The organism is Caballeronia sp. LZ035 (assembly GCF_031451175.1).
Classification (GTDB): Bacteria; Pseudomonadota; Gammaproteobacteria; order Burkholderiales; family Burkholderiaceae; genus Caballeronia.
Window position 1 is genome coordinate 555,818 of the sequence record NZ_JARUXS010000004.1, and the last position, 21,863, is coordinate 577,680.

Annotated in this window: 16 protein-coding genes; 15 read left to right on the plus strand and 1 reads right to left on the minus strand. The window is 64.8% G+C overall.

Annotation, left to right across the window (positions count from 1 at the left end; all coding sequences use genetic code 11):
* Window positions 1-2: 2 nt before the first annotated feature.
* The 13 genes from QCE88_RS32920 to QCE88_RS32980 all read left to right on the plus strand — a co-directional run bounded on the left by QCE88_RS32920 (window position 3) and on the right by QCE88_RS32980 (window position 17,779).
* Window positions 3-1,739, plus strand: coding sequence for an ATP-binding protein (locus QCE88_RS32920; RefSeq protein ID WP_309909520.1), 1,737 nt, complete (start codon window positions 3-5; stop codon window positions 1,737-1,739).
* The gene (locus QCE88_RS32925; RefSeq protein ID WP_309909521.1) at window positions 1,736-3,655 is read left to right on the plus strand and encodes a response regulator; all 1,920 of its coding nucleotides are present in this window, start codon (window positions 1,736-1,738) and stop codon (window positions 3,653-3,655) included. The genes QCE88_RS32920 and QCE88_RS32925 overlap by 4 nt, the downstream gene beginning before the upstream one ends.
* Before the next feature lie 153 nt (window positions 3,656-3,808).
* Entirely contained in the window at window positions 3,809-4,555 is a 747-nt protein-coding gene (locus QCE88_RS32930; protein ID WP_309909522.1) for a GntR family transcriptional regulator, read from the plus strand.
* Window positions 4,556-4,580: 25 nt separating this feature from the next.
* Entirely contained in the window at window positions 4,581-5,387 is an 807-nt protein-coding gene (locus tag QCE88_RS32935) for an SDR family oxidoreductase (protein WP_309909523.1), read from the plus strand.
* Between the two features lie 26 nt (window positions 5,388-5,413).
* Window positions 5,414-6,346, plus strand: a complete 933-nt coding sequence (locus QCE88_RS32940) for a 3-keto-5-aminohexanoate cleavage protein (RefSeq protein ID WP_309909525.1) — start codon at window positions 5,414-5,416, stop codon at window positions 6,344-6,346.
* 14 nt (window positions 6,347-6,360) lie between these two features.
* The gene (locus QCE88_RS32945) at window positions 6,361-7,134 is read left to right on the plus strand and encodes an N-acyl homoserine lactonase family protein (RefSeq protein WP_309909527.1); all 774 of its coding nucleotides are present in this window, start codon (window positions 6,361-6,363) and stop codon (window positions 7,132-7,134) included.
* A gap of 36 nt (window positions 7,135-7,170) precedes the next feature.
* Window positions 7,171-8,298 (plus strand): sugar ABC transporter substrate-binding protein, encoded by a 1,128-nt coding sequence (locus tag QCE88_RS32950; protein ID WP_309909528.1) that lies wholly within the window; start codon window positions 7,171-7,173, stop codon window positions 8,296-8,298.
* Between the two features lie 7 nt (window positions 8,299-8,305).
* Window positions 8,306-9,832, plus strand: a complete 1,527-nt coding sequence (locus QCE88_RS32955; protein WP_309909530.1) for a sugar ABC transporter ATP-binding protein — start codon at window positions 8,306-8,308, stop codon at window positions 9,830-9,832.
* A 10-nt stretch (window positions 9,833-9,842) separates the two neighbouring features.
* Window positions 9,843-11,942 (plus strand): ABC transporter permease, encoded by a 2,100-nt coding sequence (locus QCE88_RS32960; protein ID WP_309909531.1) that lies wholly within the window; start codon window positions 9,843-9,845, stop codon window positions 11,940-11,942.
* A gap of 24 nt (window positions 11,943-11,966) precedes the next feature.
* Complete coding sequence (locus QCE88_RS32965) at window positions 11,967-12,911, plus strand: 3-hydroxyacyl-CoA dehydrogenase (RefSeq protein ID WP_309909533.1); 945 nt, start codon at window positions 11,967-11,969, stop codon at window positions 12,909-12,911.
* 15 nt (window positions 12,912-12,926) lie between these two features.
* Window positions 12,927-13,829, plus strand: a complete 903-nt coding sequence (locus QCE88_RS32970) for an SMP-30/gluconolactonase/LRE family protein (RefSeq protein WP_309909534.1) — start codon at window positions 12,927-12,929, stop codon at window positions 13,827-13,829.
* Between the two features lie 59 nt (window positions 13,830-13,888).
* Window positions 13,889-15,445: an AMP-binding protein gene (locus tag QCE88_RS32975; RefSeq protein ID WP_309909536.1), complete on the plus strand. Its 1,557-nt coding sequence runs from the start codon at window positions 13,889-13,891 to the stop codon at window positions 15,443-15,445.
* Between the two features lie 81 nt (window positions 15,446-15,526).
* Entirely contained in the window at window positions 15,527-17,779 is a 2,253-nt protein-coding gene (locus QCE88_RS32980) for a LamG-like jellyroll fold domain-containing protein (protein WP_309909537.1), read from the plus strand.
* A 22-nt stretch (window positions 17,780-17,801) separates the two neighbouring features.
* Here QCE88_RS32980 and QCE88_RS32985 read toward each other — a convergent pair whose 3' ends face one another.
* Window positions 17,802-18,176: a nuclear transport factor 2 family protein gene (locus QCE88_RS32985; RefSeq protein ID WP_309909539.1), complete on the minus strand. Its 375-nt coding sequence runs from the start codon at window positions 18,174-18,176 to the stop codon at window positions 17,802-17,804.
* A gap of 228 nt (window positions 18,177-18,404) precedes the next feature.
* Between QCE88_RS32985 and QCE88_RS32990 the strand changes: the two genes are divergently transcribed.
* On the plus strand, window positions 18,405-20,780 hold the full coding sequence (locus QCE88_RS32990) for a penicillin acylase family protein (RefSeq protein ID WP_309910993.1): 2,376 nt from the start codon (window positions 18,405-18,407) through the stop codon (window positions 20,778-20,780).
* A gap of 351 nt (window positions 20,781-21,131) precedes the next feature.
* A complete protein-coding gene (locus tag QCE88_RS32995; RefSeq protein WP_309909541.1) occupies window positions 21,132-21,503 on the plus strand; it encodes a DUF4148 domain-containing protein in 372 nt (123 codons plus the stop codon).
* Window positions 21,504-21,863: the final 360 nt, after the last annotated feature.

Sequence of the window (21,863 nt, forward strand, 5' to 3'; positions counted from 1 at the left end):
TCATGCGGCCGCTCTACGCGATGCCGCTGGAAGGCGAACACGACGTCGTCGCCGCGCGCATGAAGGCCCGCGAAGCGAGCGCCGCGCTCGGCTTTACGCCGCAAGAGCAGACGCGCATCGCCACGTCGGTGCTGGAAGTGGCGCGCACGGTGCAGCTCGCAGGCCACGCGCCGCATGCCAACTTCTTCGTGGACGCCGCCGCGCGGCCGCCGCGCTTTATCGTGCGCTTCAAAAGCGGCGCCGGCGAGCGTTTGCGCGCCTTGAACCCGGACGATTCGCAGGCGACGCTGGGACTGCTGGCGGCGCAGCGTCTGATGGACGAATGCGCGATCGCTGATGAAGCGGACGGCGGCACGTCGGTCACGCTCGCGAAGGCGTTGCCCGAGTCCGTGCATGTCGACGACGCGATCTTGCAACGCGTCGCGCAGACGCTCGCGCGTCAGTCGGGTGGAAACACGATCGACGAATTGCAGCGCCAGAACCGCGAGCTGATTGCCGCGCTCGCCGACCTGCGCGAGCGGCAGGAAGAGCTGACGCGGCTCACGCGCGAACTGGAGGACACCAATCGCGGCGTGGTCGCGCTCTATGCGGAACTCGACGCGCGCGCCGATCATCTGCGCCGCGCTGACGAATCGAAGTCGCGCTTCCTGTCCAACATGAGCCACGAGTTCCGCACGCCGCTGTCGTCCATTCGGGCGCTGTCGAAGCTGCTGCTGGAGCGTATCGACGGCGATCTGACGGGCGAACAGGAAAAGCAGGTGCGCTTCATTCGCAAGGCGGCGGAAGATCTCTCGGAAACGGTGGATGACCTGCTCGATCTCGCGAAGATCGAAGCCGGCAAGATTGAAGTCCGTCCGGCGGAGTTCGAAGTCGACGTGCTTTTTTCAGCGCTGCGCGGCATGTTGCGGCCGCTGTCGCCCGGCGGCGCGGTGGAGCTGATCTTCGAGGACTGCGACGGCCTCCCGCCCATCCACACTGATGAAGCGAAGGTCGCGCAGGTGCTGCGCAACTTCGTCTCGAACGCGCTCAAGTTCACGGAGCGCGGCGAGGTGCGGGTGGCCGCGAGCTACGACGAGGCGCGCCGGCTGATCACGTTCTCGGTCAGCGATACGGGCATCGGCATTGCACCGGAGCATCAGCAAGTGGTCTTCGAAGAGTTCGGCCAGGTCGAGAACCGGCTGCAACAGTATGTGAAGGGCACCGGGCTCGGTCTGCCGCTGTGCCGCAAGCTGTGCAAGCTGCTTGGCGGCGATGTGTCGCTGACGAGCGAAGCGGGGCGCGGCTCGGTCTTCAGCGCGACGATTCCCGCGCACTATGGCGCAGATGTCGGGGCCGCCCATCACGCCGCGGGCGATACCCGGCCGGCCGTGCTGATCGTCGCGAGCAGCCCGGTCGAACGGCTCGATTGCGAGGCGGCGCTGCGTGCGTCGCCGTATCGGACGATCACGGCCGCGACGCTCGATGAAGCCGGCCGGCTGCTGGCACGGACCCAGCCCGCCGCGCTGTTGCTCGCGGCGCGTCCGGCGCCGTCCGAGGCGTGGATCTGGCTGGCGGCGTTGCGCGCGCAGGCAGCCATGCGCGATATCCCGATCGTCGTGCTCGGGCAGGCGGACGATCGCGGCGAAGCGCAGGCGCTCGGCGCCGCGGCCTTCGTTGAAGAACCGGTCGGCGGCAGCGGCTTGCCGGACGCGTTGAGTGCCGTGACGCGCATGCACCGCGACGGGAGCCTGGCCTCATGAGAAGCGACTGGAACGACGTGCTGATCCTCAACGTCGACGACAACGACGGCGCGCGCTATGCCAAGACACGCATCCTGTCGCGTGCGGGTTTCAACGTGATCGAGGCCGCCACCGGCAATGGCGCACTGGAGCGCGTGCGCGCCGAAGCGCCGGATCTCGTGTTGCTCGACGTGAAGCTGCCCGATATCAACGGACTCGAAGTGTGCCGGCAGATCAAGGCAGCGCCGGAGACGGCGGGCACGCTGGTGCTGCAAACCTCGGCGGCGGCCGTGCATAGCCTCGACCGGATTCGCGGTCTCGAAGGCGGCGCGGACAGCTACCTGACCGAGCCGGTCGAGCCCGCTGAACTGATTGCGCACGTGCGCGCGCTATTGCGCGCGCGGCTCGCCGAGAATGCGCTGCGCGAGAGCGAAGAACGCTTTCGCCAGCTGGCCGAGAATATCGACGATGTCTTCTGGATGCTCGATCCCGCGTCCAACGCGCTGCTCTATGTGAGCCCCGCGTACGGGCATCTGTTCGACACCGGCAACGGTGCGCCTGCACCTGCGCCCGGTCCGGATCACTGGTCGGGCGACATCCTGCCGCTCGACCGCGATCATGTGGCCGCGGCGTATCGGCAACTGCTTGCGAACGGCACGCCTTACGAAGTGGAGTACCGCATCATGCGCGCGAGCGGCGGACCGCGCTGGGTCGCCGAGCGGGCCTTTCAGGTGCCTGGCGCAGCAGGGCATCCGGCGCGGTCGTACCGGATTGCGGGGATCGTCAACGACATCTCGGAACGCAAGGCCGCCGAACTGCTGTTGCGCGAAGCGGACCGCCGCAAGGACGAGTTCCTCGCCATGCTCGCGCACGAGTTGCGCAACCCGCTCGCGCCCATTCGCAACGCGGTGGACCTGCTCGATCCCGACCGCGCGCCGTCCGCGCAGCACTTTTCGACGGTGCGCGCGATCATCGACCGGCAGGTGCGGCATCTGAGCCGTCTCGTCGACGATCTGCTCGACGTCGCGCGCATCACGCAAGGCAAGATCACGCTGCGCCAGGAAACGGTGGATCTCTCGGCGGCGATCGCGGCGGCCATCGAAACCGTGCAGCCCGCGCTCGAACGCAAGCGCCATGCATTGCACGTCGCATGGCCCGATGCGCCGCTCTACATCACCGGCGACAACGTGCGGCTCGCGCAGGTGTTTGGCAACCTGCTGTCGAACGCGTCGAAGTACAGCCTCGAGGAAGGCGAGATCACCGTCGAGTTCGAGCAGTTCGGCGACGAGGTGCGCATTGCCGTGCGTGACAAGGGCATCGGCATTGCCGCGGACATGCTGCCGCATATCTTCGACCTGTTCGTGCAGTCGGAGACCTCGCTGGAACGCTCGGAAGGCGGACTGGGCATCGGCTTGCCGCTGGCCCGGACGCTCGTCGAATTGCAGGGCGGGCGCATCGAGGCGTTCTCGGCCGGGCCGCAGCAAGGCAGCGAATTCATCGTGTGGCTGCCACTGGCGAAGGACGTCGCACTGGTCGCGCGTGACGCGAGCGCCGCGCCCGCGAGCGCGAGCGGCGGCAGGCGCGTGCTGCTCGTCGACGACAGCGTGGACGCCGCGACCGCCATGTCGCTGCTGCTCGAAGTGGATGGCTACGACGTGCGCACGGCGCATGATGCGCACGCGGCCCTCGCGTTGTCCGATGCCTTCATGCCGCATATCGTGCTGCTCGACATCGGTCTGCCCGGCATGGACGGCTATCAACTCGCCGCCGAAATGCGTGCGCGCCCCGCCACCGCGGATGCGCTGCTCATCGCCGTGACGGGCTATGGGCAGGCGGCTGATCGGCAACGCTCGAAGGACGCCGGCTTCGATCATCACTTCGTGAAGCCGGTGGCGTTCGCGGAAATCCAGCGCGCGGTACAGGCCCGGTTCGAATAAACCGAACGCGGGCCACCCTGTCCGCGTTTTCACCTAGCAATCGACGGTTGACGCACAAGGCGTATCAGTCGGACACTCTCATCATCGCGTGATGTGATCACAGGTCACACGAAACGTACGACATCCCGGCAGCCGGACGCAAGCACGGAGGCGATGGTGGCGACACGCTCGACAACCGACTTACCCGCACTTGAACTGGTGGCGCGCGAGACGATGGCGAGCCGCGTCTATGCACAGCTGCGGCAGGCGATCATGACAGGCCGCTTCGCGCCCGGACAGTTGCTGAGTCTGCGCAGCGTCGCGGAGGCGGTTGGTTCATCGACGATGCCGGTGCGCGCCGCGTTGACGCGGTTGCAAGCGGAAGGCGCGTTGATCGACGGTCCGGGCCGTGCGCTGATGGTCCCGCCCATGACACTCGATCTCCTCGACGAACTGCGCGACGTGCGCATTGCGCTGGAAGGGGCGGTGGCGAAGCGGGCGGCGTCGCGCATGACGCGCGAATCGCTGACGGCCTTGCAAGCCATCTTCGACACGATGGACGCGCACGTCGAAGCCGGCGATGCGCCCGCGTATCTGCGCAGCAACTTCGAATTTCACATTGCCATCTACACGCACGGCGCGAGCGATCTCACGCTGGCGACGATCCAGAACCTCTGGATGCGCATCGGGCCTTTCCTGAATCTGGTTGCACCGGACATTCCGCACATGCGCGGATCCATGACCGCGCACCGTCATATCGTCGAAGCGCTCTGGCGCGGCGACGGCGATGGCGCGCGCGCCGGTATCGAGGAAGACATCGGCGCGGCGGCCGCCGACCTGCAGGAACGTCTGCAAGGCGGCGAACTCGGCCTGGCAGGCGAAGACACGAACACGAAGGACGATGCGCAGGCGCGCGTCTGACACACGACAACAACGGAGACAGCGAATGACGGTTCTGCAGATGCTGAAGCCGCACGCGGGCTTGCGCGTGCTCGTGACGGGCGGCGCGTCGGGCATCGGCCTGGTGATTGCGCGCGCCTTTATCGATGCCGGTGCGCGCGTGCATGTCTGCGACGCGAGCCCGGACGCCATCGCGGCGCTGACCGAGGCGGAAGCGCGCACCGAGTGCAATGCGATCACCTCGACGCTCGCCGATGTCGCCGACAAGGACGCCGTCGAGCGCGTATTCGCCGATGTGCAGCGCGAACTCGGCGGCCTCGACGTGCTGGTGAACAACGCGGGCATCGCGGGTCCGACGGGCGGCATCGACGAGATCGACGTGGAGGACTGGGAGCAGACCGTCGACGTCAATCTGAACGCGCAGTTCTTCTTCGCGCGCCGGGCGGTGCCGCTGCTGCGCGACGCGCAGGGCGGCGGCACGATCATCGCGCTGTCCTCGGTGGCCGGGCGCCTCGGCTATGCGTTCCGCACGCCGTATGCGGCGACCAAGTGGGCGATCGTCGGGCTGACGAAGAGTCTCGCGATTGAACTCGGGCCCGCGAACATCCGCGTCAATGCCATTCAACCGGGCATCGTGAAGGGCCCGCGCATCGAGCGCGTGATCGCCGCCCGCGCCCAGCAACTGAACCTTCCCTACGAAGAGATGGAGCAGCAGTATCTCGCGAAGATCTCGCTGCGCCGCATGACGACGCCCGAAGAAATCGCGGCGACCGCGCTGTTCCTGTGCTCGCCGGCGGGCAGCGGCATCTCGGGACAGGCGATCTCGGTCTGCGGCAACGTCGAAGTGCTCTGAACGCATTAAAAGACAGCGAGGACAGCATGGCAACGAAACGCAAGGTCATCATCACCTGCGCGCCGACCGGCGCGATCCATACGCCTTCCATGTCGCCCTATCTGCCGCTCACGCCGCAGCAGATCGGCGACGCCGCGCTCGCCGCCGCGCGCGAAGGCGCCGCGATCCTGCACCTGCACGCCCGCGATCCCGAAGACGGCCATCCGACACAGGACCCGGCCGTGTTCCAGCAGTTCCTGCCGCGCATCAAGGCCGAGACCGATGCGGTCATCAACATCACGACCGGCGGCAGTCCGCACATGACGGTGGCCGAGCGACTGAAGCCCGCGCATCACTTCAAGCCGGAAGTGGCGTCGCTCAATATGGGCTCGATGAACTTCGGGCTCTATCCGATGCTCGAGCGCTTCAAGGATCTCAAGTACGAGTGGGAGCGCAAGCATCTGGAGAACAGCCGCGATCTGGTCTTCAAGAATACCTTCGCGGACATCGAATACATCCTGACCTCGTGCAGCGCGAACGGCACGCGCTTCGAGTACGAGTGCTACGACATCTCGCATCTCTACAACCTCGCGCATTTCGTGGATCGCAAGCTGGCGAAACCGCCGTTCTTCGTGCAGAGCGTGTTCGGGCTGCTGGGCGGCATCGGCGCGCATCCGGAAGACCTCGCGCACATGCGCCGCACGGCGGACCGTCTCTTTGGCAGCGACTACGTCTGGTCGATCCTCGGCGCGGGCCGCAACCAGCTGCCGCTCGGTTCGATCGGCGTGGCGCAGGGTTCGAACGTGCGCGTCGGCCTGGAGGATTCGCTGTGGCTCGAACCGGGCAAGCTTGCGGATTCGAGCGCCGCGCAGGTGCGCAAAATCCGCCAGGTGATCGAAGGCCTGTCGCTCGATATCGCGACGCCCGCCGAAGCACGCGCGATGCTCGCGCTCAAGGGCGGCGACGACACCAACTTCTGACCGCGGAGGGCAGCGTGAACGCCATGCTCAAAGTAGTCGCGATGCCGACCGGCTGGCTCACCGTCGATCGCTCGTCGCAGGTGTATGGCCGCTATTTCGGCCAGCAGTTGAAGGTGCCGGTGTGGTCGACGGCGATTGTCGGCGCGGCGAAGAAGATCGTGGTGGATACCGGCATTCACGATCCCGGCTGGGTCTCGAACTTCGTCTGTCCGTGCGATCAGGCGCCGGAGGAAAAGCTCGAACGCGCGCTGAAGGAGTACGTGGGCTGGAGCGCGGATGAGGTCGATATCGTCATCAACACGCATCTGCACTACGACCACTCGGGCGGCAACACGCTGTTCAAGAACGCGCGCTTCATCGTGCAGGCGAAGGAGTGGGAATACGCGGGCCATCCGCTGCCCACGCAGGCCACGTACTACCAGGAGTTCCTGATCGGCCGCGAGCCGCTTGCGTATTTTCGCTGGCAGTTCGTCCACGGCGTGACCGACATCGTGCCCGGCGTGCGCGTCGTGCCGACGCCAGGACACACGCCGGGGCATCAGTCGGTGGCGGTGGATACGGCGGAAGGCGTCGTGCTGATCGCTGGCGATTGCGCCAACTGCATGGAGAACATCGTCGATCTCGTGCCGGTGGGCATCGTGCACGAGACCTTCGCGGAGATGGCTTCGCTCACGCGGATTCGCCAGATCGCGGACTTCGTCATACCCGGACACGACCCGAATGTCGTGCCCGGTAGCGCGGGTATCGCGTTGCCCGCCAGCGCACGCTTGCCTCACGTCGCGAAATAACGCACGGATACCCATAACGAAGCACCGGAGGATGACATGAAAGCATGGACGCAATCGATTCGTCATGCGGGCCGGGCGGCGCTCGGCCTGCTGTTTGCCGCAAGCCTCGCGCTTCCGATGCAGGCGCATGCGGCGGGCAAGTACAAGATCTTCCTGTCGATGAGCTATGTCGGCAACGACTGGCAGACGGAAGCGGCGAACATGGTCAAGGCCATGGCCAACACGCCCGCGCTCAAGGACAAGGTGGACCTCGAAGTGCAGGTGGCAGGCACGGACGCGCAGAAGCAGATCCAGCAGATCAACTCGATGGTGCAGGCGGGCGCGAAGGCCATCGTCATCTATCCGATCTCGCCGACCGCGCTCAACCGCGCGATCAAGAACGCCTGTTCGAAGGGCGTCGTGGTCGCGGCCTATGACGGCGAAGTCACCGAGCCGTGCGCGCACAACGTAACCATCGACCAGCATCAGGCCGGCACCGTCACCGCCGAATGGCTCGCGAAGACCTTGAACGGCAAGGGCAACATCGTGCTGATCAACGGCGTGCCGGGCACCTCGGTGGACCGTGCCCGTACGGAAGCGGCCAAGGCGGTGTTCGCGAAGTTCCCGGGCATCAAGATCGTCGCGGAGGGCACCGGCATGTGGAGCCAGGCGACGGCGAAGACCGAGCTCTCGAAGATTCTCGCGACCAACAGCTGGGACAAGATCGACGGGCTGTGGATGCAGGTGGGCTGCTTCACGGCGGCGTCGATGCAGCTCGACGCGGGCATCGCCGACGACAAGATCAAGCCGTGCGCGGGGGAATCGTCGAACGGGCATCGCGTGCAGATGCTGCCGCCGGGCGAAGTGAAGGGGCAGGGCGCGTACCGTTCCATCGGCTATCGCTCGATCTCTTACGGCGCGCCGCCTTACTCCGGCGCGATGGCGCTCAAGATGGCCGTGAAGAAGCTCGACGGCGGGGACTTTCCGGCGCGCGTGACGCTCAAGCTGCCGCTCGTGCTGACGGCTGAATCGAAGCTCTGCAAGACCGGCAGCATCGACGAACTGAAGGCCGGCTGCACCGCGTTTCCGCCTGACAAGGTGCCGCCGGGCTGGTTCGCCGACATCTATTCGGACGACACGAAGGAAGTCGGCTTCAACGCGGCGCTTACCGGCAATCAGGACTGAGGCGATCATGAACGATGCGGCGCTGGCCATCGATCTCGCGAACGTGACGAAGCGCTTCGGCGCAACGGTCGCGCTCGACGGGGCATCGTTCCGCGTGAAGCGCGGCGCGGTGCATGCGCTGCTCGGCGAAAACGGCGCGGGCAAGTCAACGACGGTCAAGCTGCTGTCGGGGCTGATCGCGCCGGACGCGGGCAGCATGCGCGTCATGGGCCGCGACGTGACGATGAAGAGCCCGCAGGACGCGCATCGCGCCGGCGTGCAGACGGCCTTCCAGGAGATGACCTTGGTGCGCGATCTGACGGTCGCGCAGAACCTGCTGCTGGCGCACGAGCCGACCGGTTTGCTCGGGCGCATTCGTACGCGCGAGGCGCAACGCAGGACGGCGGAATGGCTCGAACGTCTCGAACTCGCCGACGTGCGGCCCGGCGCGTATATCCGCGATCTGTCCTTGCCGGTGCGGCAGAAGATCGAGATTGCGAAGGCCATCGCGCGTGAGCCGGACGTGCTGCTGCTCGACGAGCCGACCTCGGCGCTCTCGGGCCGCGACGTCGCGTGGCTGGCGCGGCGCATCGAGGAACTGAAGGCGAAGGGCGTGACCTTCGTGTTCATCTCGCATCGGATGCAGGAGGTGCGCGAGTTCTGCGACAGCCTCACGGTGTATCGCAATGGCCGCGATGTGGGCGCGTTCGATACTGCCGCGATCTCGGACGATGAAGTTATCCGGCTCGTGATCGGCCGCTCGCTGGAGGCGAAGTATCCGCCGAAGGTTGCGCCCGCTGTTTCAGCCGAGCCTGCGGCACAGGCGGCGCCGGCACTCGAAGCACGCGGCGTGCGCATCGACGGCGTGGTGAGCGACTTCGACCTGACGCTGCGCGCGGGCGAGGTACACGGTATCGCGGCATTGCAGGGCATGGGCCAGCGCGAATTGTTCGAAGCGCTGTTCGGCGCGGCCTATCTGGACGAAGGCGAACTGCGCATCGACGGCAAGCCGGTCACGCTGACGTCCACTGCCGATTCGTTGAAAGCCGGTGTATCGACGAGCTTCCTGCCGGAGGACCGCAAGACCGAAGGCCTGTTTCTGCGCCTGCCCGGCGGGGAGAACGTGTCGCTGCCGGTGATCGGCCGCTATGCGCGTTTCGGGCTGATCGACCGCAAGCGTGAGCAGGCCGCCATCCGCCGTTCGCTCGCGCAGATGGAAGTGAATCCGCGCGCGCTCTACAAGCCGTGCCTGTCGTTCTCGGGCGGCAACCAGCAGAAGATCGCGATGGCCAAGTGGCTGCTCACCCAGAGCCGCGTCTGGCTGATGTTCGATCCGACGCGCGGCATCGACGTCGGCACCAAGCATCAGATCTTCGTATTGATGCGCGCCTTCGCCGCAGCCGGCGGCGCCGTGCTGTTCTATTCGACCGACGTGCCCGAACTCGTGAACGTGTGCGATTGCGTGTCGGTCATGTATCGCGGACGCAATGCGGGCGAATTGTCGGGCGACGCGCTCACCGAAGAGAACGTGATGCGCAAGATGCTTTCCAGCTGAGAGGGATTTCATGAAGACTGCCGTTGCCGCTCCCGACAGCGAGATCGTGCGCCCGGGCGCGCGCGTGGGATGGGGCGCGCGCATCGATCATCATCGCGGGCTCATCATCGCCGTGTGCGCGCTGCTCGCGATGCTCGGCGCGTGGATCGCGCTGTCCGCGACGCCCGTGGGTCTGTACGACATCGGCTCGGTCATATCGAGCGCGACCACGCTTGCGCTTGCGGCCATCGGACAGACCATCGTCGTGCTGTCGGGCGGCTTCGATCTGTCGGCGTCGGCGTTGGTGTCGCTCGCCAACGTGCTGGCCGTGCGCTTCGTGCAGGGCTCGCCCGTCGAACAATGGGCCGGCGTCGCGCTGATCATCGCGATCGGCGGCGGCATCGGGCTGATCAACGGCGCGCTCATCGCGTGGTTCAGATTGCAGTCGATTGTCGTCACGCTCGCGACCATGTTCATGGTGCAGGGCGTCACGCTGCTGATCCAGAACAAGCCGGGCGGAAGCGTCGGCGAGCAGTTCGGCGGCCTGCTCACGTCCGATCTCATCCCCGACAAGATGCCGATGTCCGCAGCCTTGCTGATTCTCGCGCTGCTGGTCTGGTCGTTCGTGCGGCGCACGCGCTTCGGCGTGGGCCTGTATGCGCTCGGCAGCGACCCGGAAGGCGCCTACGCGAACGGCATGCCGGTCACGCGCTACCGCGTCGCGACCTATGCGCTCGCGGGCATGTTCTACGCGGCGGCGGGGCTGTACGTGTCGGCACAGACCGGCTCGGCCGATCCGCTCGTCGGCCGGCCGCTGCTGCTCTCGATGTTCACGGCCGTGGTGCTCGGCGGCACCTTGCTGGGCGGTGGACGAGGCGGTTGTGTCGGCACGGTGTTCGCCGCGATGACGCTGATGATCACCGTGAACATCCTGCTCGTGCTGAACGTCTCCGCGTTCTTCACGACGATCGCCGAAGCGGTGATCCTGATTCTCGCGGTGCTCGGCTCGTCGATCGGCAAGCAATCGGCGGCGCACGAAAGCGTGCGGCACGCGGCGCAGTGGCTGAAGGCGCTACGCACCGGCACGCGTGCGCGCGACGACCGGAACGCGCGCCGCGTGCGGTTCGAAGTGAACGACTTCCGCGCGCTGGAGAACACCGAGCTGAAGGGGCGGCCGCTCGCGGACTGGATCGAGCGCAATCGCGAATGGGTCAAGTATGTCGTGCCCGCTTATGCGCTGTTTTTCGGCGTGGTCGTCATCACGGCGATTGTCTACGGCCCGGGTGTGCTGGCGAGCGCGAACTTCTACAGCAGCCTGCTCACGCTGACGCTGTTTCTCGCGATCCTTGGCCTCGGGCAGGGCGCCGTCATCCTGACCGGCGGCCTCGACCTGTCGATGCCCTGGCTCATCACCCTGTCCGGTGTGTTGCTCACCGGGCTTACGCACGGCATGAACGGCGCAGCCGTGTGGGCGGTGCCGGTGGTGCTGGCCGTCGGTCTGCTGGTGGGCGTGTTCAACGGCGTCGGCGTGGTGATGCTGGGCTTGCCGCCCATCGTCGTCACGCTCGCGGCCAACGGTCTGCTGCAAGGCCTGACGCTGATCTATTGCAATGGCTCGCCGCAAGGCTGGTCGCCGCCGGGCATCAGTGAGTTCACCAACGGCCGCATCGGGCCGCTGTCGCTCGCGGCGTGGAGCGTGCCGGTGTTTCTCGTCATTGCGTTGCTATTGCTGCATCGCACGCCGTTCGGGCGGCGCGTGTATGCGGTCGGCAACTCGCCTGTTGCCGCGCGGCTCTCGGGCGTGCGCGTCGGCGTCACGCTGATCGCGGTGTATTGCCTGTCCGGACTGTGCTCGGCGGTGGTCGGTCTGCTGCTCGCCGGGTTCAGTTCGCAGGCGTTCCTCGGCATGGGTGATCCGTATCTGCTGCCCTCCATCGCGGTGGTCGTGGTCGGCGGTGCGCTCATCACCGGCGGGCGCGGTCACTATCTCGGCGTGTTCGGCGGCGCGTTGCTGCTGACCGCGCTCGGCACGCTGCTCGCGGGTACGACCGTGCCGCCGGCCGTGCGCGACATCATCAACGGGCTCGTCGTGCTCGCGGCCGTCATCACGCTGCGGGACAAGAAGGGCTGACCCAACCTCGAAGGAGCAGACCGGATGCAAACGCACAAGATTGCGGTGATCGGTTCGGGACGCATCGGCCGCGCATGGTCGATCGTCTTCGCCAGAAGCGGCTTCGACGTGAAGCTTCACGACGCCGCGCCCGACATGCTGTCCGGCGCGCTGCCCGCGATCCGCGCAAGCGTCGAAGATTTCGCTTCGTTCAAGCTGATCGACGAACCCGTCGATGCGGTCGTCGCGCGCATTACGACCTGCGAGCAACTTGCGGACGCCGTCGCCGATGCCGATCTCGTGCAGGAGAACATTGCCGAAGTGGTCGAAGTGAAGCGCACGCTGTTCAGCGAACTCGACCGCCTGACGAAGCCCGACGCACTGCTTGCCAGTTCGACCTCGGGACTGCCGGCATCGAGCTTCACGGAGGGCTTGCAAGGCCGCGCGCGATGCTTCGTCGCGCATCCGGTGAATCCGCCTTCGCTCGTGCCGCTGGTCGAGTTGTGCGGCGCGCCGTGGACCGCGCCGGACGCGCTGCAACGCGCCCGCGTGCTCTATGAGGCAGCGGGGCAGAAGCCCGTGACGGTGAATCGCGAGATCTCGGGCTTCCTGCTGAACCGCCTGCAAGGCGCGTTGCTCGAAGAAGCCTTGAGCCTTTATGAACAGGGTTATGCGAGCGCGGCGGATCTCGATACCGTGATGCGCGACGGTCTCGCGATGCGCTGGTCGTTCATGGGTCCGTTCGAGACCATCGATCTCAACGCGCCCGGCGGCGTGGCCGATTACGCGGCGCGTTATGGCGGCACGTATCGCAGCATTGCGGCGGGACGCAAGGCGTTCGACTGGCCGCAAGACACGCTCGACAGCCTGGATGCCGAGCGCCGTGCGGTGTTGCCGCGCGAGCGTATCGAGGAACGCAGCCGCTGGCGCGACCGGCGCCTGATGGCGTTGCTGGCGCATCGCCGCGATCTGAAGGATGGCGACAGTTGACCCAAGGAGACGACGATGCCCGAAGTTCGCTTGCTGGTCGATGCAAACAATCACCTCGGAGAAGGCCCGCTGTGGGACGTGAAGGAGGAGCGGCTGTACTGGATCGACAGCACGGCCGCCGAGATCTATAGCTGCCGCGCGGACGGCAGCGACGTGCAGCGTTATTTCGTGCCGCGTCATATCGGGTCGATGGCGTTGCGCGAGCAGGGCGGCGCCGTCGTGGCGCTGGCGAACGGCCTGCATTTCTACGACTTCGATGCGCAGACGGTGCAGTTCATCGCCGACCCGGAAAACGACGATCCCGAGACGCGCTTCAACGACGGCAAGGTGGACCGCCGCGGCCGTTTCATTGCGGGCACGATGGCGTATGACTTCGATCGCTACGACGCCGATCGCGGCCAGCGCTCGACGCGCAGCGGCGGCCTCTACCGGCTCGACCCGGATGGCCGCGTGACGCGCCTGGACAGCGGCATCACGTGCTCGAACGGACCGTGCTGGAGCCCCGACAACAAGACCTTCTATTTCACCGACACCTACAGTCGCGAGATGTACGCGTACGACTACGACATCGAAACCGGCGCGGCGACGAACCGGCGTCTGTTTGCCTCGGCGCGCGATATGGCGGGCACCTTCGACGGCGCGACCGTCGACGAAGAAGGTTATGTGTGGTCCGCGCTCGTGTTCGGCGGGCGCATCCTGCGCTATGCGCCGGACGGCACGCTCGACCGCGTCGTGCCGTTTCCGGTGCGCAATCTCACGAGCGTGATGTTCGGCGGTCCCGGCCTCGACACGCTCTATGTCTCGACGATGGGCCGGCCGATGTGGGGCATTCCGCAGAAAGAGCACGACAAGGGCGGATTGTTCGCGGTGACGGGACTCGGTGTGCGCGGTCTGCCGGAGCCGCGTTTCGCGGGGTGATTCGAGCGCTTGACGTCAGGCGCTATCATGCGGGTCTTGATCACGAATCGTCACCTGACATGAGCATCGACACGGAACGGCTGATTGCGTCGCTGCCCGGGCGTATCGATGCGATCGTCACGCGTCAGGCACGCACGCAGCCTGAGCGCATCGCGTTGCGCGAGGACGCGCGCGAGTTGAGCTATGGGCAACTGGATCGCGCCGTCGATGCCCTGGCCGCGCGTCTTGCAACGGCGGGCGTGCGAGCCGGCGATCGCGTGATGTTGATCGGCGAGAACAGCGTGGCGCTCGTCGTCGCGCTGTTCGCCGTCAGCCGCCTGGATGCGTGGGCGCTGCTGACGAACGCGCGCCTGACCGCCATCGAAATCGATGCAATCAAGGCGCATGCGCAACCGCGTCTGTCGTTCTTCACCGTCGATGCTTCCGCCGATGCCGCGCGTCACGCGCAGCGCGAGTGTGCGCAGGTCGACACGCTCGATACGATGCCGATCGGCACGTTTGCGCTCGGCCCCGTCGACGCCGACGCCATGCAGGAAGCGCATGGACTTCCCGCGGACCGGCAATGCGCCGCGCTCATCTACACGACAGGCACCACGGGCACACCGAAGGGCGTGATGCTGTCGCATCGCAATCTGCTGTTCGTTGCGGCGATGTCGAGCACGTTGCGGCGTGTAAGCCCCGAGGATCGCGTGTATGCGGTCCTTCCGGTGTCGCACGTCTTCGGGCTGGCTTCCGTGTGCCTCGGTTCGCTGTATGCCGGCGCCATGCTGAGGCTCGCGCCGCGCTTCGATGTGCAACACACGGGTCAGGTGCTGCGTGACGAGCACATGACGATCTTCCAGGGCGTGCCTGCGATGCATGCGAAGCTCATCGATTTCTTTGGCACGCGCGGCGGCCTGAATGCGCCTGCATTGCGCTTCGTGTACAGCGGCGGTTCACCGCTCGACATGCCGCTCAAGAGCGCCGCCGAACGGTTCTATGGCTTGCCCCTGCACAACGGTTACGGCATGACCGAGAGCAGCCCGACGGTTTCCAACACGATGCTCGATGCACCGGCCTGCGATGCATCGGTGGGGCCGCCTATCCCCGGCGTGGAAACGCGCATCGTGCGGCTGGAGGAACAGGCTGATGACGCGGTGGATGACATCGGAGAACTGTGGGTGCGCGGGCCGAACGTGATGCTCGGCTATTACCGCGACCCGGCGCAGACCTCAGCGACCATAACGCCCGAAGGCTGGCTCAGGACCGGCGATCTGGCGCGCTTCGAGAAAGGCAATCTGTACATCGTCGGGCGCTGCAAGGAGCTGATCATTCGCTCGGGTTTCAACGTCTATCCGGCGGAAGTCGAGCAAATATTGAACGGGCATCCGGCCGTGCTGCATTCGGCGGTGATCGGGCGCCGTGTCGAGGGCAATGAGGAGGTGCTCGCGTTCGTCGAATTGCGGCCGGGCGCGCAATGCGTGGAGCTTGAACTGGCGGACTGGACGAGTGCACGCCTTGCACCGTACAAGCGACCCGCGACGATCACCATCCTCGACGCGCTGCCGGCATCGGCGAGCGGCAAGGTACTCAAGCATCGGCTGAGCACGGCGGCCCCGAGGTCAAGCACTCGATGATTTATGACTGAATTTGACGCAATCCGCGGTGGTGCTGCATAGCCATGCCGTACCCTGAAACAATCGTTTCCAGGGGATCGCATGAAGGGTTCGCGAGTTGTGTTGCTCGTCGTGGTCTGGCTCTTCGTTGCATTGCAGACTGGCTGCGATGGCAATACATCGCCAAGCCCTGTCGCCGGAACCTTGCGTCGGTTGGCGGCTGCCGCTACGTTTCAGGCAGTGCCGCAGGTCAATGTGGCGGCTGAAGCGAACGGCACGAACCCGGCGGCGTATGCCTCGCCTTCGTTCGAGATTCCGACGCCCGACGCCGCCTCGTGGCAAACCCTCGCAAGCCCGACCATTCCCGGGCCGCTGCAATACTCCAACGATCACACGGTCATTCAAGGTGAAGACGGCAACTGGCACGTCATCGGTATAAACGGGGGTGGCAACGGCCAGGAACATGCGCTGTATCACACCGTTCTGTCGAGCCTTTATCCGCCGGTTCCCGTCAGTCCTTCAGCCGCTTACCCGACGCTCCAGCCAGACGGTCAGGACGCGCCGCTCGCGCAGTTTCATGACCGCAACGACGCGGCATGCACGGCGTGGGCGCCTTCGTCGATCAAGGTGCGCGGAACGGCTTATCTGTTCTTCACCAGCGGGCGGGACAACAGCGGCAACTGCTCCGGACAGGTGACGAGACTCGAGATCCTGCGATCCACCGACCCGAAGCTCGAAACATGGACTTCGGTGAGCCGCTATCCGGACGCCACGACGCCTGATGCAGCGGTCAGTATCGGCGTGACGGTGACAGGGGTGCCCGCGAGTCAGCGCTACGCAGGACCGAACGCGGCGGTATTCGATACGGGATGGCCTCTGAATTTCCGTGACCCCGGCATCTTTCAGGACAGCGACGGCACGTTTTATCTCTACTCGCCTTCTTACGACCGGGCGTTGGGCCATTCGATCGTGGCGGTCTACCGGTCAAGCGATCTGCTGAACTGGACCTATGTGCGCGCGGCATTGACGCTGGTTCCCGGTGCGGTCGATGTGAGCTGGGCGGCGACGGAATCGCCTTTCGTGTTCAAGCGCGGAGACTGGTACTACCTGTCTCTGACCAACACCGCGTCCAACACGAGTAAACCGCTCGACTACGAGAACACGATCCTGTTGCGCTCGAAGGACCCGACTGACTTCGGGTCTTATGACGGCACGGTGGTGCCGCATGCATCGTCCGGCTTGATCGCGGTGCTTCCGCTCCATGCGCCGGAGTTTGTGCAGGACGCATCGGGGCAGTGGTACGTCACGACATGTGGCTGGCCAGGCGCTTCGAGTGTCTCTCAGGCCCGGCAGGGTGTCGCCATCACGAAACTGAATTTCGACTCGGCGGTGCCCGTCAGCCAGCGAATGGCCTCCTATACGTTCGACTCGACAGGCACCGTGCCGGGCGTTTCAGGTCAGGCTTTGTATCTGGACGGCGGCCGCGATACGACCCTTTCCCCCGTGCAGCTGACAGGAGACTTCACCGTCGATGCCTGGGTGAATCCGAGCCGTCCGCCGAGCAACGCCGATGGCCTGTTTCACTCCAGCGAAGGCTATGACCTGAACTTCTATCAAGGCTATCCGCGCTTTTACGCGGGTCCGTCACGGGGAGACCTTCTCATATCCTCCATGCCGATCGCGGCCGGCACATGGACTCACGTGGCGCTGACACGCGCGGGCGGCACGATGTCGCTCTATCTGAACGGCCTGAAGGTGGCGCAGAACGATTCGCCCTGGACGAACACGGTGTCGATCACCGGGATCGGCAAGACCGTGGCGGGGTCGCTCACGGGTGCGCTCGATGAGGTGCATGTCTATCAACGGGCCTTGACTACCGTCGACATCAACAATCTGATCCAGAGCTATGTGATCCGGGGCGGCATGCCGCAGCCTGTCATTGCCGGCGATTTCACCGTCGCCTCATGGGTCAACATTCCCGGCACGCCGAGCAACGCCAACGTGCTTTTTTCAGGCACGAACGGCATGAACGTGAACTTCTACGCGACTTATCCCCGCTTGTATGGCGGCTCACTCGACATGGCGACGAGCTCCATCGCCATAGCGGGCAACATATGGACGCATGTCGCCGTGAAGCGCCAGGCGGGTACGGTCACCGTCCATGTCAACGGCGTCGCCTCGGGGTCGGGAAGCTGGGCCGCTCCTTTCTGGATCACGGCCGTGGGTCAGCCGCAGGGCGGCAACATCATGGGCCGTCTCGCGAATGTCGTCGTGACCAATCAGGCTTTGACGACGAGCCAGATCCAGGCACAAGCCGGGATGCCTGCATCCGGTTTCGCGCAGTGGATGCCCTAGGCAGTGCGCCACGCGGGATGTTCTATAGCGATCCCCCGTCTGGCGCTTCATGCGGAATCATCCAGCCGAAGAAGACTTCCGCCTCGATCAGCTTCCCTTCACGGACCGTGAGAATCTCCGTGTTGCGGAAGGCACTGCCTTCCCGCGTGCGCAGGTCGTAGGTCACGAATACGCGTGCCCCGTCCTGCACGAGATGCACGAAGTCGAAGTGATCCACCGTGTGCGCATTGGGCCAGCAGCGCGCAAAGTACGTGGCGCGGTCCAGGCGGTTGTCACGCGGACTGGTGAAGTGGAAGTCATCGGCAATCAACTGCTCGATGGCCTCGCGGTCCTTGTTCGCATAAGCGTCATACACCTGGCGGGCAACGGCGGATGGTTCGGGATAGGTGTCGTTCATTGCGCAATCTCCCTGTTTTCCTTGACGACGACTGACGCCCTTCAGCCTCGACATAAACATCGTCAAGCCGCTCAAGCCGATGTATCGAAATGTAACCCTTCATGCGCACCCTTGCCCATGCATTACATTGCGTTATCGCCGAAGCTCTAATCAACACATAAGAATGGAGACGCTCGCATGAAGGCAAGCAAGAGACAACGGATGGCGTGCCTGATCGTCGGTACGCTGATGATCGGTTCGACGGCCATGCAGGCGGCCCGTGCGGACACCGCCACCGGAGACGAAACGATCACTGTCGCAGGGCTTTCGAAGCCCGCCGACATTCTTGTCGACCGCTGGGGTGTGCCGCATATCTTCGCCGCCAACGACAGCGATGCGTTCTTCGTGCAAGGCTTCAACGCGGCACGGGACCGGCTCTTTCAGATCGATCTCTGGCGCAGGCGCGGTCTGGGCGAGCTATCGGAGGTGTTCGGTCCGGCGTACATCGAGCAGGACAAGGCGACGCGGCTCTTTCTCTATCGCGGCGACATGAAGACCGAATGGCAGCGCTACGGGCCCGATGCCAAACCGGCAGCCATGCGTTACGCGGCGGGCGTGAATGCGTACATCGACTGGCTGGCGGCGCATCCGGACCGGATGCCCTACGAGTTTCGCAAGATCGGCTACTGGCCGGCGAAGTGGAGTCCGGACGATGTCGTGCGCATCCGCAGCCATGGCCTGACGCGCAATCTGACCAGCGAAGTCGCGCGCGCACGCGTGACCTGCAAGAGTTCGCTCGATGCGGATGCCGTACGCTTCGGCTTGCAGCCGCAGTGGAAACCCGAGATGCCCGCGGGCCTCGATCCCTGTCTGCCCGACGATGTCCTCAAGGTCTTCACGCTGGCAACACAGGGCGTGCATGTGACAAAGGAGTCGATGAAAAGCGCCGACGCGGCGACCACGGTCATCGCTGCCGCCGAAAACCCCGAGGAAGTCACCGAGGGCAGCAACAACTGGGTGATCGCGCCATCGAAGTCGGCGACCGGCCGCGCGATCATGGCGAACGATCCGCATCGCGCCTATGCCGCGCCGAGCCTGCGCTATATCCAGCAGATCAGCACGCCGACACTCGATATCATCGGTGCAGGCGAGCCTTCGGCGCCGGGCATCTCGATCGGACATAACGGTTCGATCGCCTACGGACTCACGATCTTCAACATCGATCAGGAAGATCTCTACGTGTACGAGCTGAATCCGGCCAATCCGCGGGAGTATCGCTATAAGGGCAAGTGGGAACCGATGCGCGTCGTCCGCGAGCAGGTCGCCGTGCGCGATGGCGCGCCGGTGAACGTGGAACTGCTGTTCACGCGTCACGGGCCGGTGATCTACACGGAAGAGAGCAAGCATCGCGCGTTTGCGGTGCGCACTGCGTGGCTGTCGCCGGGCATGTCGCCTTACTTCGATTCGATGCGCTACATGCGCGCAAGGAATTATGCGCAATTCAAGGCATCCCTGGCCACCTGGGGCGCGCCGACCGTGAATCAGGTCTATGCGGACACGGAGGGCAACATCGGCTGGGTGCCGAGCGGACTGGCGCCGGTCCGCCCCAACTGGGACGGACTCATGCCCGTGCCCGGCGATGGCCGCTACGAGTGGGCCGGCTTCTGGCCGCGTGACGCGATGCCATCGGTCTATAACCCCGCGCAAGGCTATTTCACGACCTCGAACGAGATGAATCTTCCGGCCGGCTATCCGTATGCGGAGCGCAAGCTCGGCTTCGAATGGACCAACGGGTCGCGGCATCAGCGCATCGACGAGGTGTTGAAGTCGCAGCCCAAGGTGTCGATCGAAGATTCGGAACGCCTGCAGAACGATGACGTGTCGATTCCGGCGCGACGGCTCACTGCGTTGCTGGCGCCGCTGTCGAGCGACGATGAGGACACCCGTGCCGCGCTCGCGTTGTTGAAGGGCTGGGACGCGCATATGGGCGCCGGCTCGGCGCAGGCCGCGCTCGAAGAGGTGTGGCTGTCGCGACATCTCGGCCGCGCATTCAAGCAAGCGGTATTGCCGAAGGACGCGGCGTCGGCGTTTGGTCCGCCCGATACAGCCGTGATGCTCGACACGCTTGAACATCCTGAAACGCGCTTTGGCGACGCTGCTCAAGCGAAGCGCAACGCGGTCCTGCTGTCGAGTCTGCACGACGCGTATGTCGAGATGCGGCATCTGCAAGGCGCGGATGCGAGTCAATGGCAGTGGGGCAAGCTGCAGACCAACTTGAATGCGCACCCGCTCGCCGATGTCGTCGATGCCGACATGCGTGCAAAGCTCAATGTCGGACCCATCGGCAAGGGTGGCAGCGCCTATACGCCGAATCAGTCGACTTATCGCGCGAGCGATTTTCGCGAGACCAATGGACCGTCGTTTCGTGTGATCGTCGATGTCGGCAACTGGGACAACTCGCGTGCGGTCAATCTTCCGGGCGAGTCCGGCGATCCGGAGAATCCGCACTATCGCGACCTTGCGCAGATGTGGCTCGACGGACAGTACTTTCCGTTGCTCTACACGCGCGCGGCTGTCGAAGCGGCGACCGAGAAGCGCGTGCATCTGGTGCCCGATTCGCACTGAACCGCGCGTGCGCTTGATTGTTGCGGGATCGGCAAGGCAGCTTCAACGCAGGCGGCGATGATCTTTCAGCCGCCCTGCGTCACAATTCCTTCGCGGTGGACGGGCGCTGGCTGGCGCCTTGCCGGACTCCTCATCCGGTTCGTCCCCGCGCTTCCTTTCTTGTCTCCTCTGAAGCCATCTATTGCTCGTTCACGGGAATAGATCGGATCGTGTCGCGGTTAACCAATCGAAGCCTCTCAGCTTGAAACCTAGGTCGAGTGAGTCGAAGCCGCGCAAGGGCCCTGTGCGTTCGATGAGGTTCCGTGGATCGCCTGCGATCCGGTCAACCTATTCTGTCGGAGTCTGAAGATCATGAACGCCATTGCCAAATTCGTCGTGTCGCTTGCCGTTGCTGCATCGCCCGCACTCGTTTTCGCACAAGCGCAGAACGAGCCGCTCACGCGTGCTCAGGTCAAAGCCGAACTGGTTCAGCTCGAGCAAGCAGGCTACTCGCCCGCGACCGGCGAGGAACCCAACTATCCGAACGACATCCAGGCTGCGGAAGCGAAGGTCGCGGCACAGCGCGCCGCAAGCGGCGATAGCCACGAGTCCTATGGCGGCTCGCAAGCCGGCGCGGCGGCGGCCGGTTCCGGCTCGAAGCACATGCCGATGCAGCACGGATCGATGACGGATACGGATTGCGTGGGGCCGTCAGGATTTTGCAAGCCGTTCTTCGGGAGTTGAGAGTCGGCGCGTTGGCCGGGGAGACCGCATTTGAAACCAGGGGGACGTTAATCGGGTTTCGAACGCACAAAACGGGTGCGGAAAAATAATTTGCGAAAGGGGGTTGACCAGGCGTTCATCCGCCAGTCATAATTCGCCTCCCGTTGAATGACGGCGCGAAAGAAACGAAGCGAAAACGCCAAGTAATCTGCGCGATGCTCTTTAAAAACTAACAGCCGATAAGTGTGGGCGCTTGATGCGAGTGCGGCCGGTTCTTTGAATCGGAATAGCAAAAGTATCAAGAGTCTCACACGAAGTATCAGAGGAAGGTTTTTGTCTTAGGACATTAATCATCGTCAGTACGTTGAGTGAGCGACCGGT

Bases quoted from the DNA above. Each gene is read 5' to 3' on its own strand.
- QCE88_RS32920 (WP_309909520.1), top strand. From the start codon at position 3: ATGCGGCCGCTCTACGCGATGCCGCTGGAAGGCGAACACGACGTCGTC.
- QCE88_RS32925 (WP_309909521.1), top strand. From the start codon at position 1,736: ATGAGAAGCGACTGGAACGACGTGCTGATCCTCAACGTCGACGACAAC.
- QCE88_RS32930 (WP_309909522.1), top strand. From the start codon at position 3,809: ATGGTGGCGACACGCTCGACAACCGACTTACCCGCACTTGAACTGGTG.
- QCE88_RS32935 (WP_309909523.1), top strand. From the start codon at position 4,581: ATGACGGTTCTGCAGATGCTGAAGCCGCACGCGGGCTTGCGCGTGCTC.
- QCE88_RS32940 (WP_309909525.1), top strand. From the start codon at position 5,414: ATGGCAACGAAACGCAAGGTCATCATCACCTGCGCGCCGACCGGCGCG.
- QCE88_RS32950 (WP_309909528.1), top strand. From the start codon at position 7,171: ATGAAAGCATGGACGCAATCGATTCGTCATGCGGGCCGGGCGGCGCTC.
- QCE88_RS32955 (WP_309909530.1), top strand. From the start codon at position 8,306: ATGAACGATGCGGCGCTGGCCATCGATCTCGCGAACGTGACGAAGCGC.
- QCE88_RS32960 (WP_309909531.1), top strand. From the start codon at position 9,843: ATGAAGACTGCCGTTGCCGCTCCCGACAGCGAGATCGTGCGCCCGGGC.
- QCE88_RS32965 (WP_309909533.1), top strand. From the start codon at position 11,967: ATGCAAACGCACAAGATTGCGGTGATCGGTTCGGGACGCATCGGCCGC.
- QCE88_RS32970 (WP_309909534.1), top strand. From the start codon at position 12,927: ATGCCCGAAGTTCGCTTGCTGGTCGATGCAAACAATCACCTCGGAGAA.
- QCE88_RS32975 (WP_309909536.1), top strand. From the start codon at position 13,889: ATGAGCATCGACACGGAACGGCTGATTGCGTCGCTGCCCGGGCGTATC.
- QCE88_RS32980 (WP_309909537.1), top strand. From the start codon at position 15,527: ATGAAGGGTTCGCGAGTTGTGTTGCTCGTCGTGGTCTGGCTCTTCGTT.
- QCE88_RS32985 (WP_309909539.1), bottom strand. From the start codon at position 18,176: ATGAACGACACCTATCCCGAACCATCCGCCGTTGCCCGCCAGGTGTAT.
- QCE88_RS32990 (WP_309910993.1), top strand. From the start codon at position 18,405: ATGATCGGTTCGACGGCCATGCAGGCGGCCCGTGCGGACACCGCCACC.
- QCE88_RS32995 (WP_309909541.1), top strand. From the start codon at position 21,132: ATGAACGCCATTGCCAAATTCGTCGTGTCGCTTGCCGTTGCTGCATCG.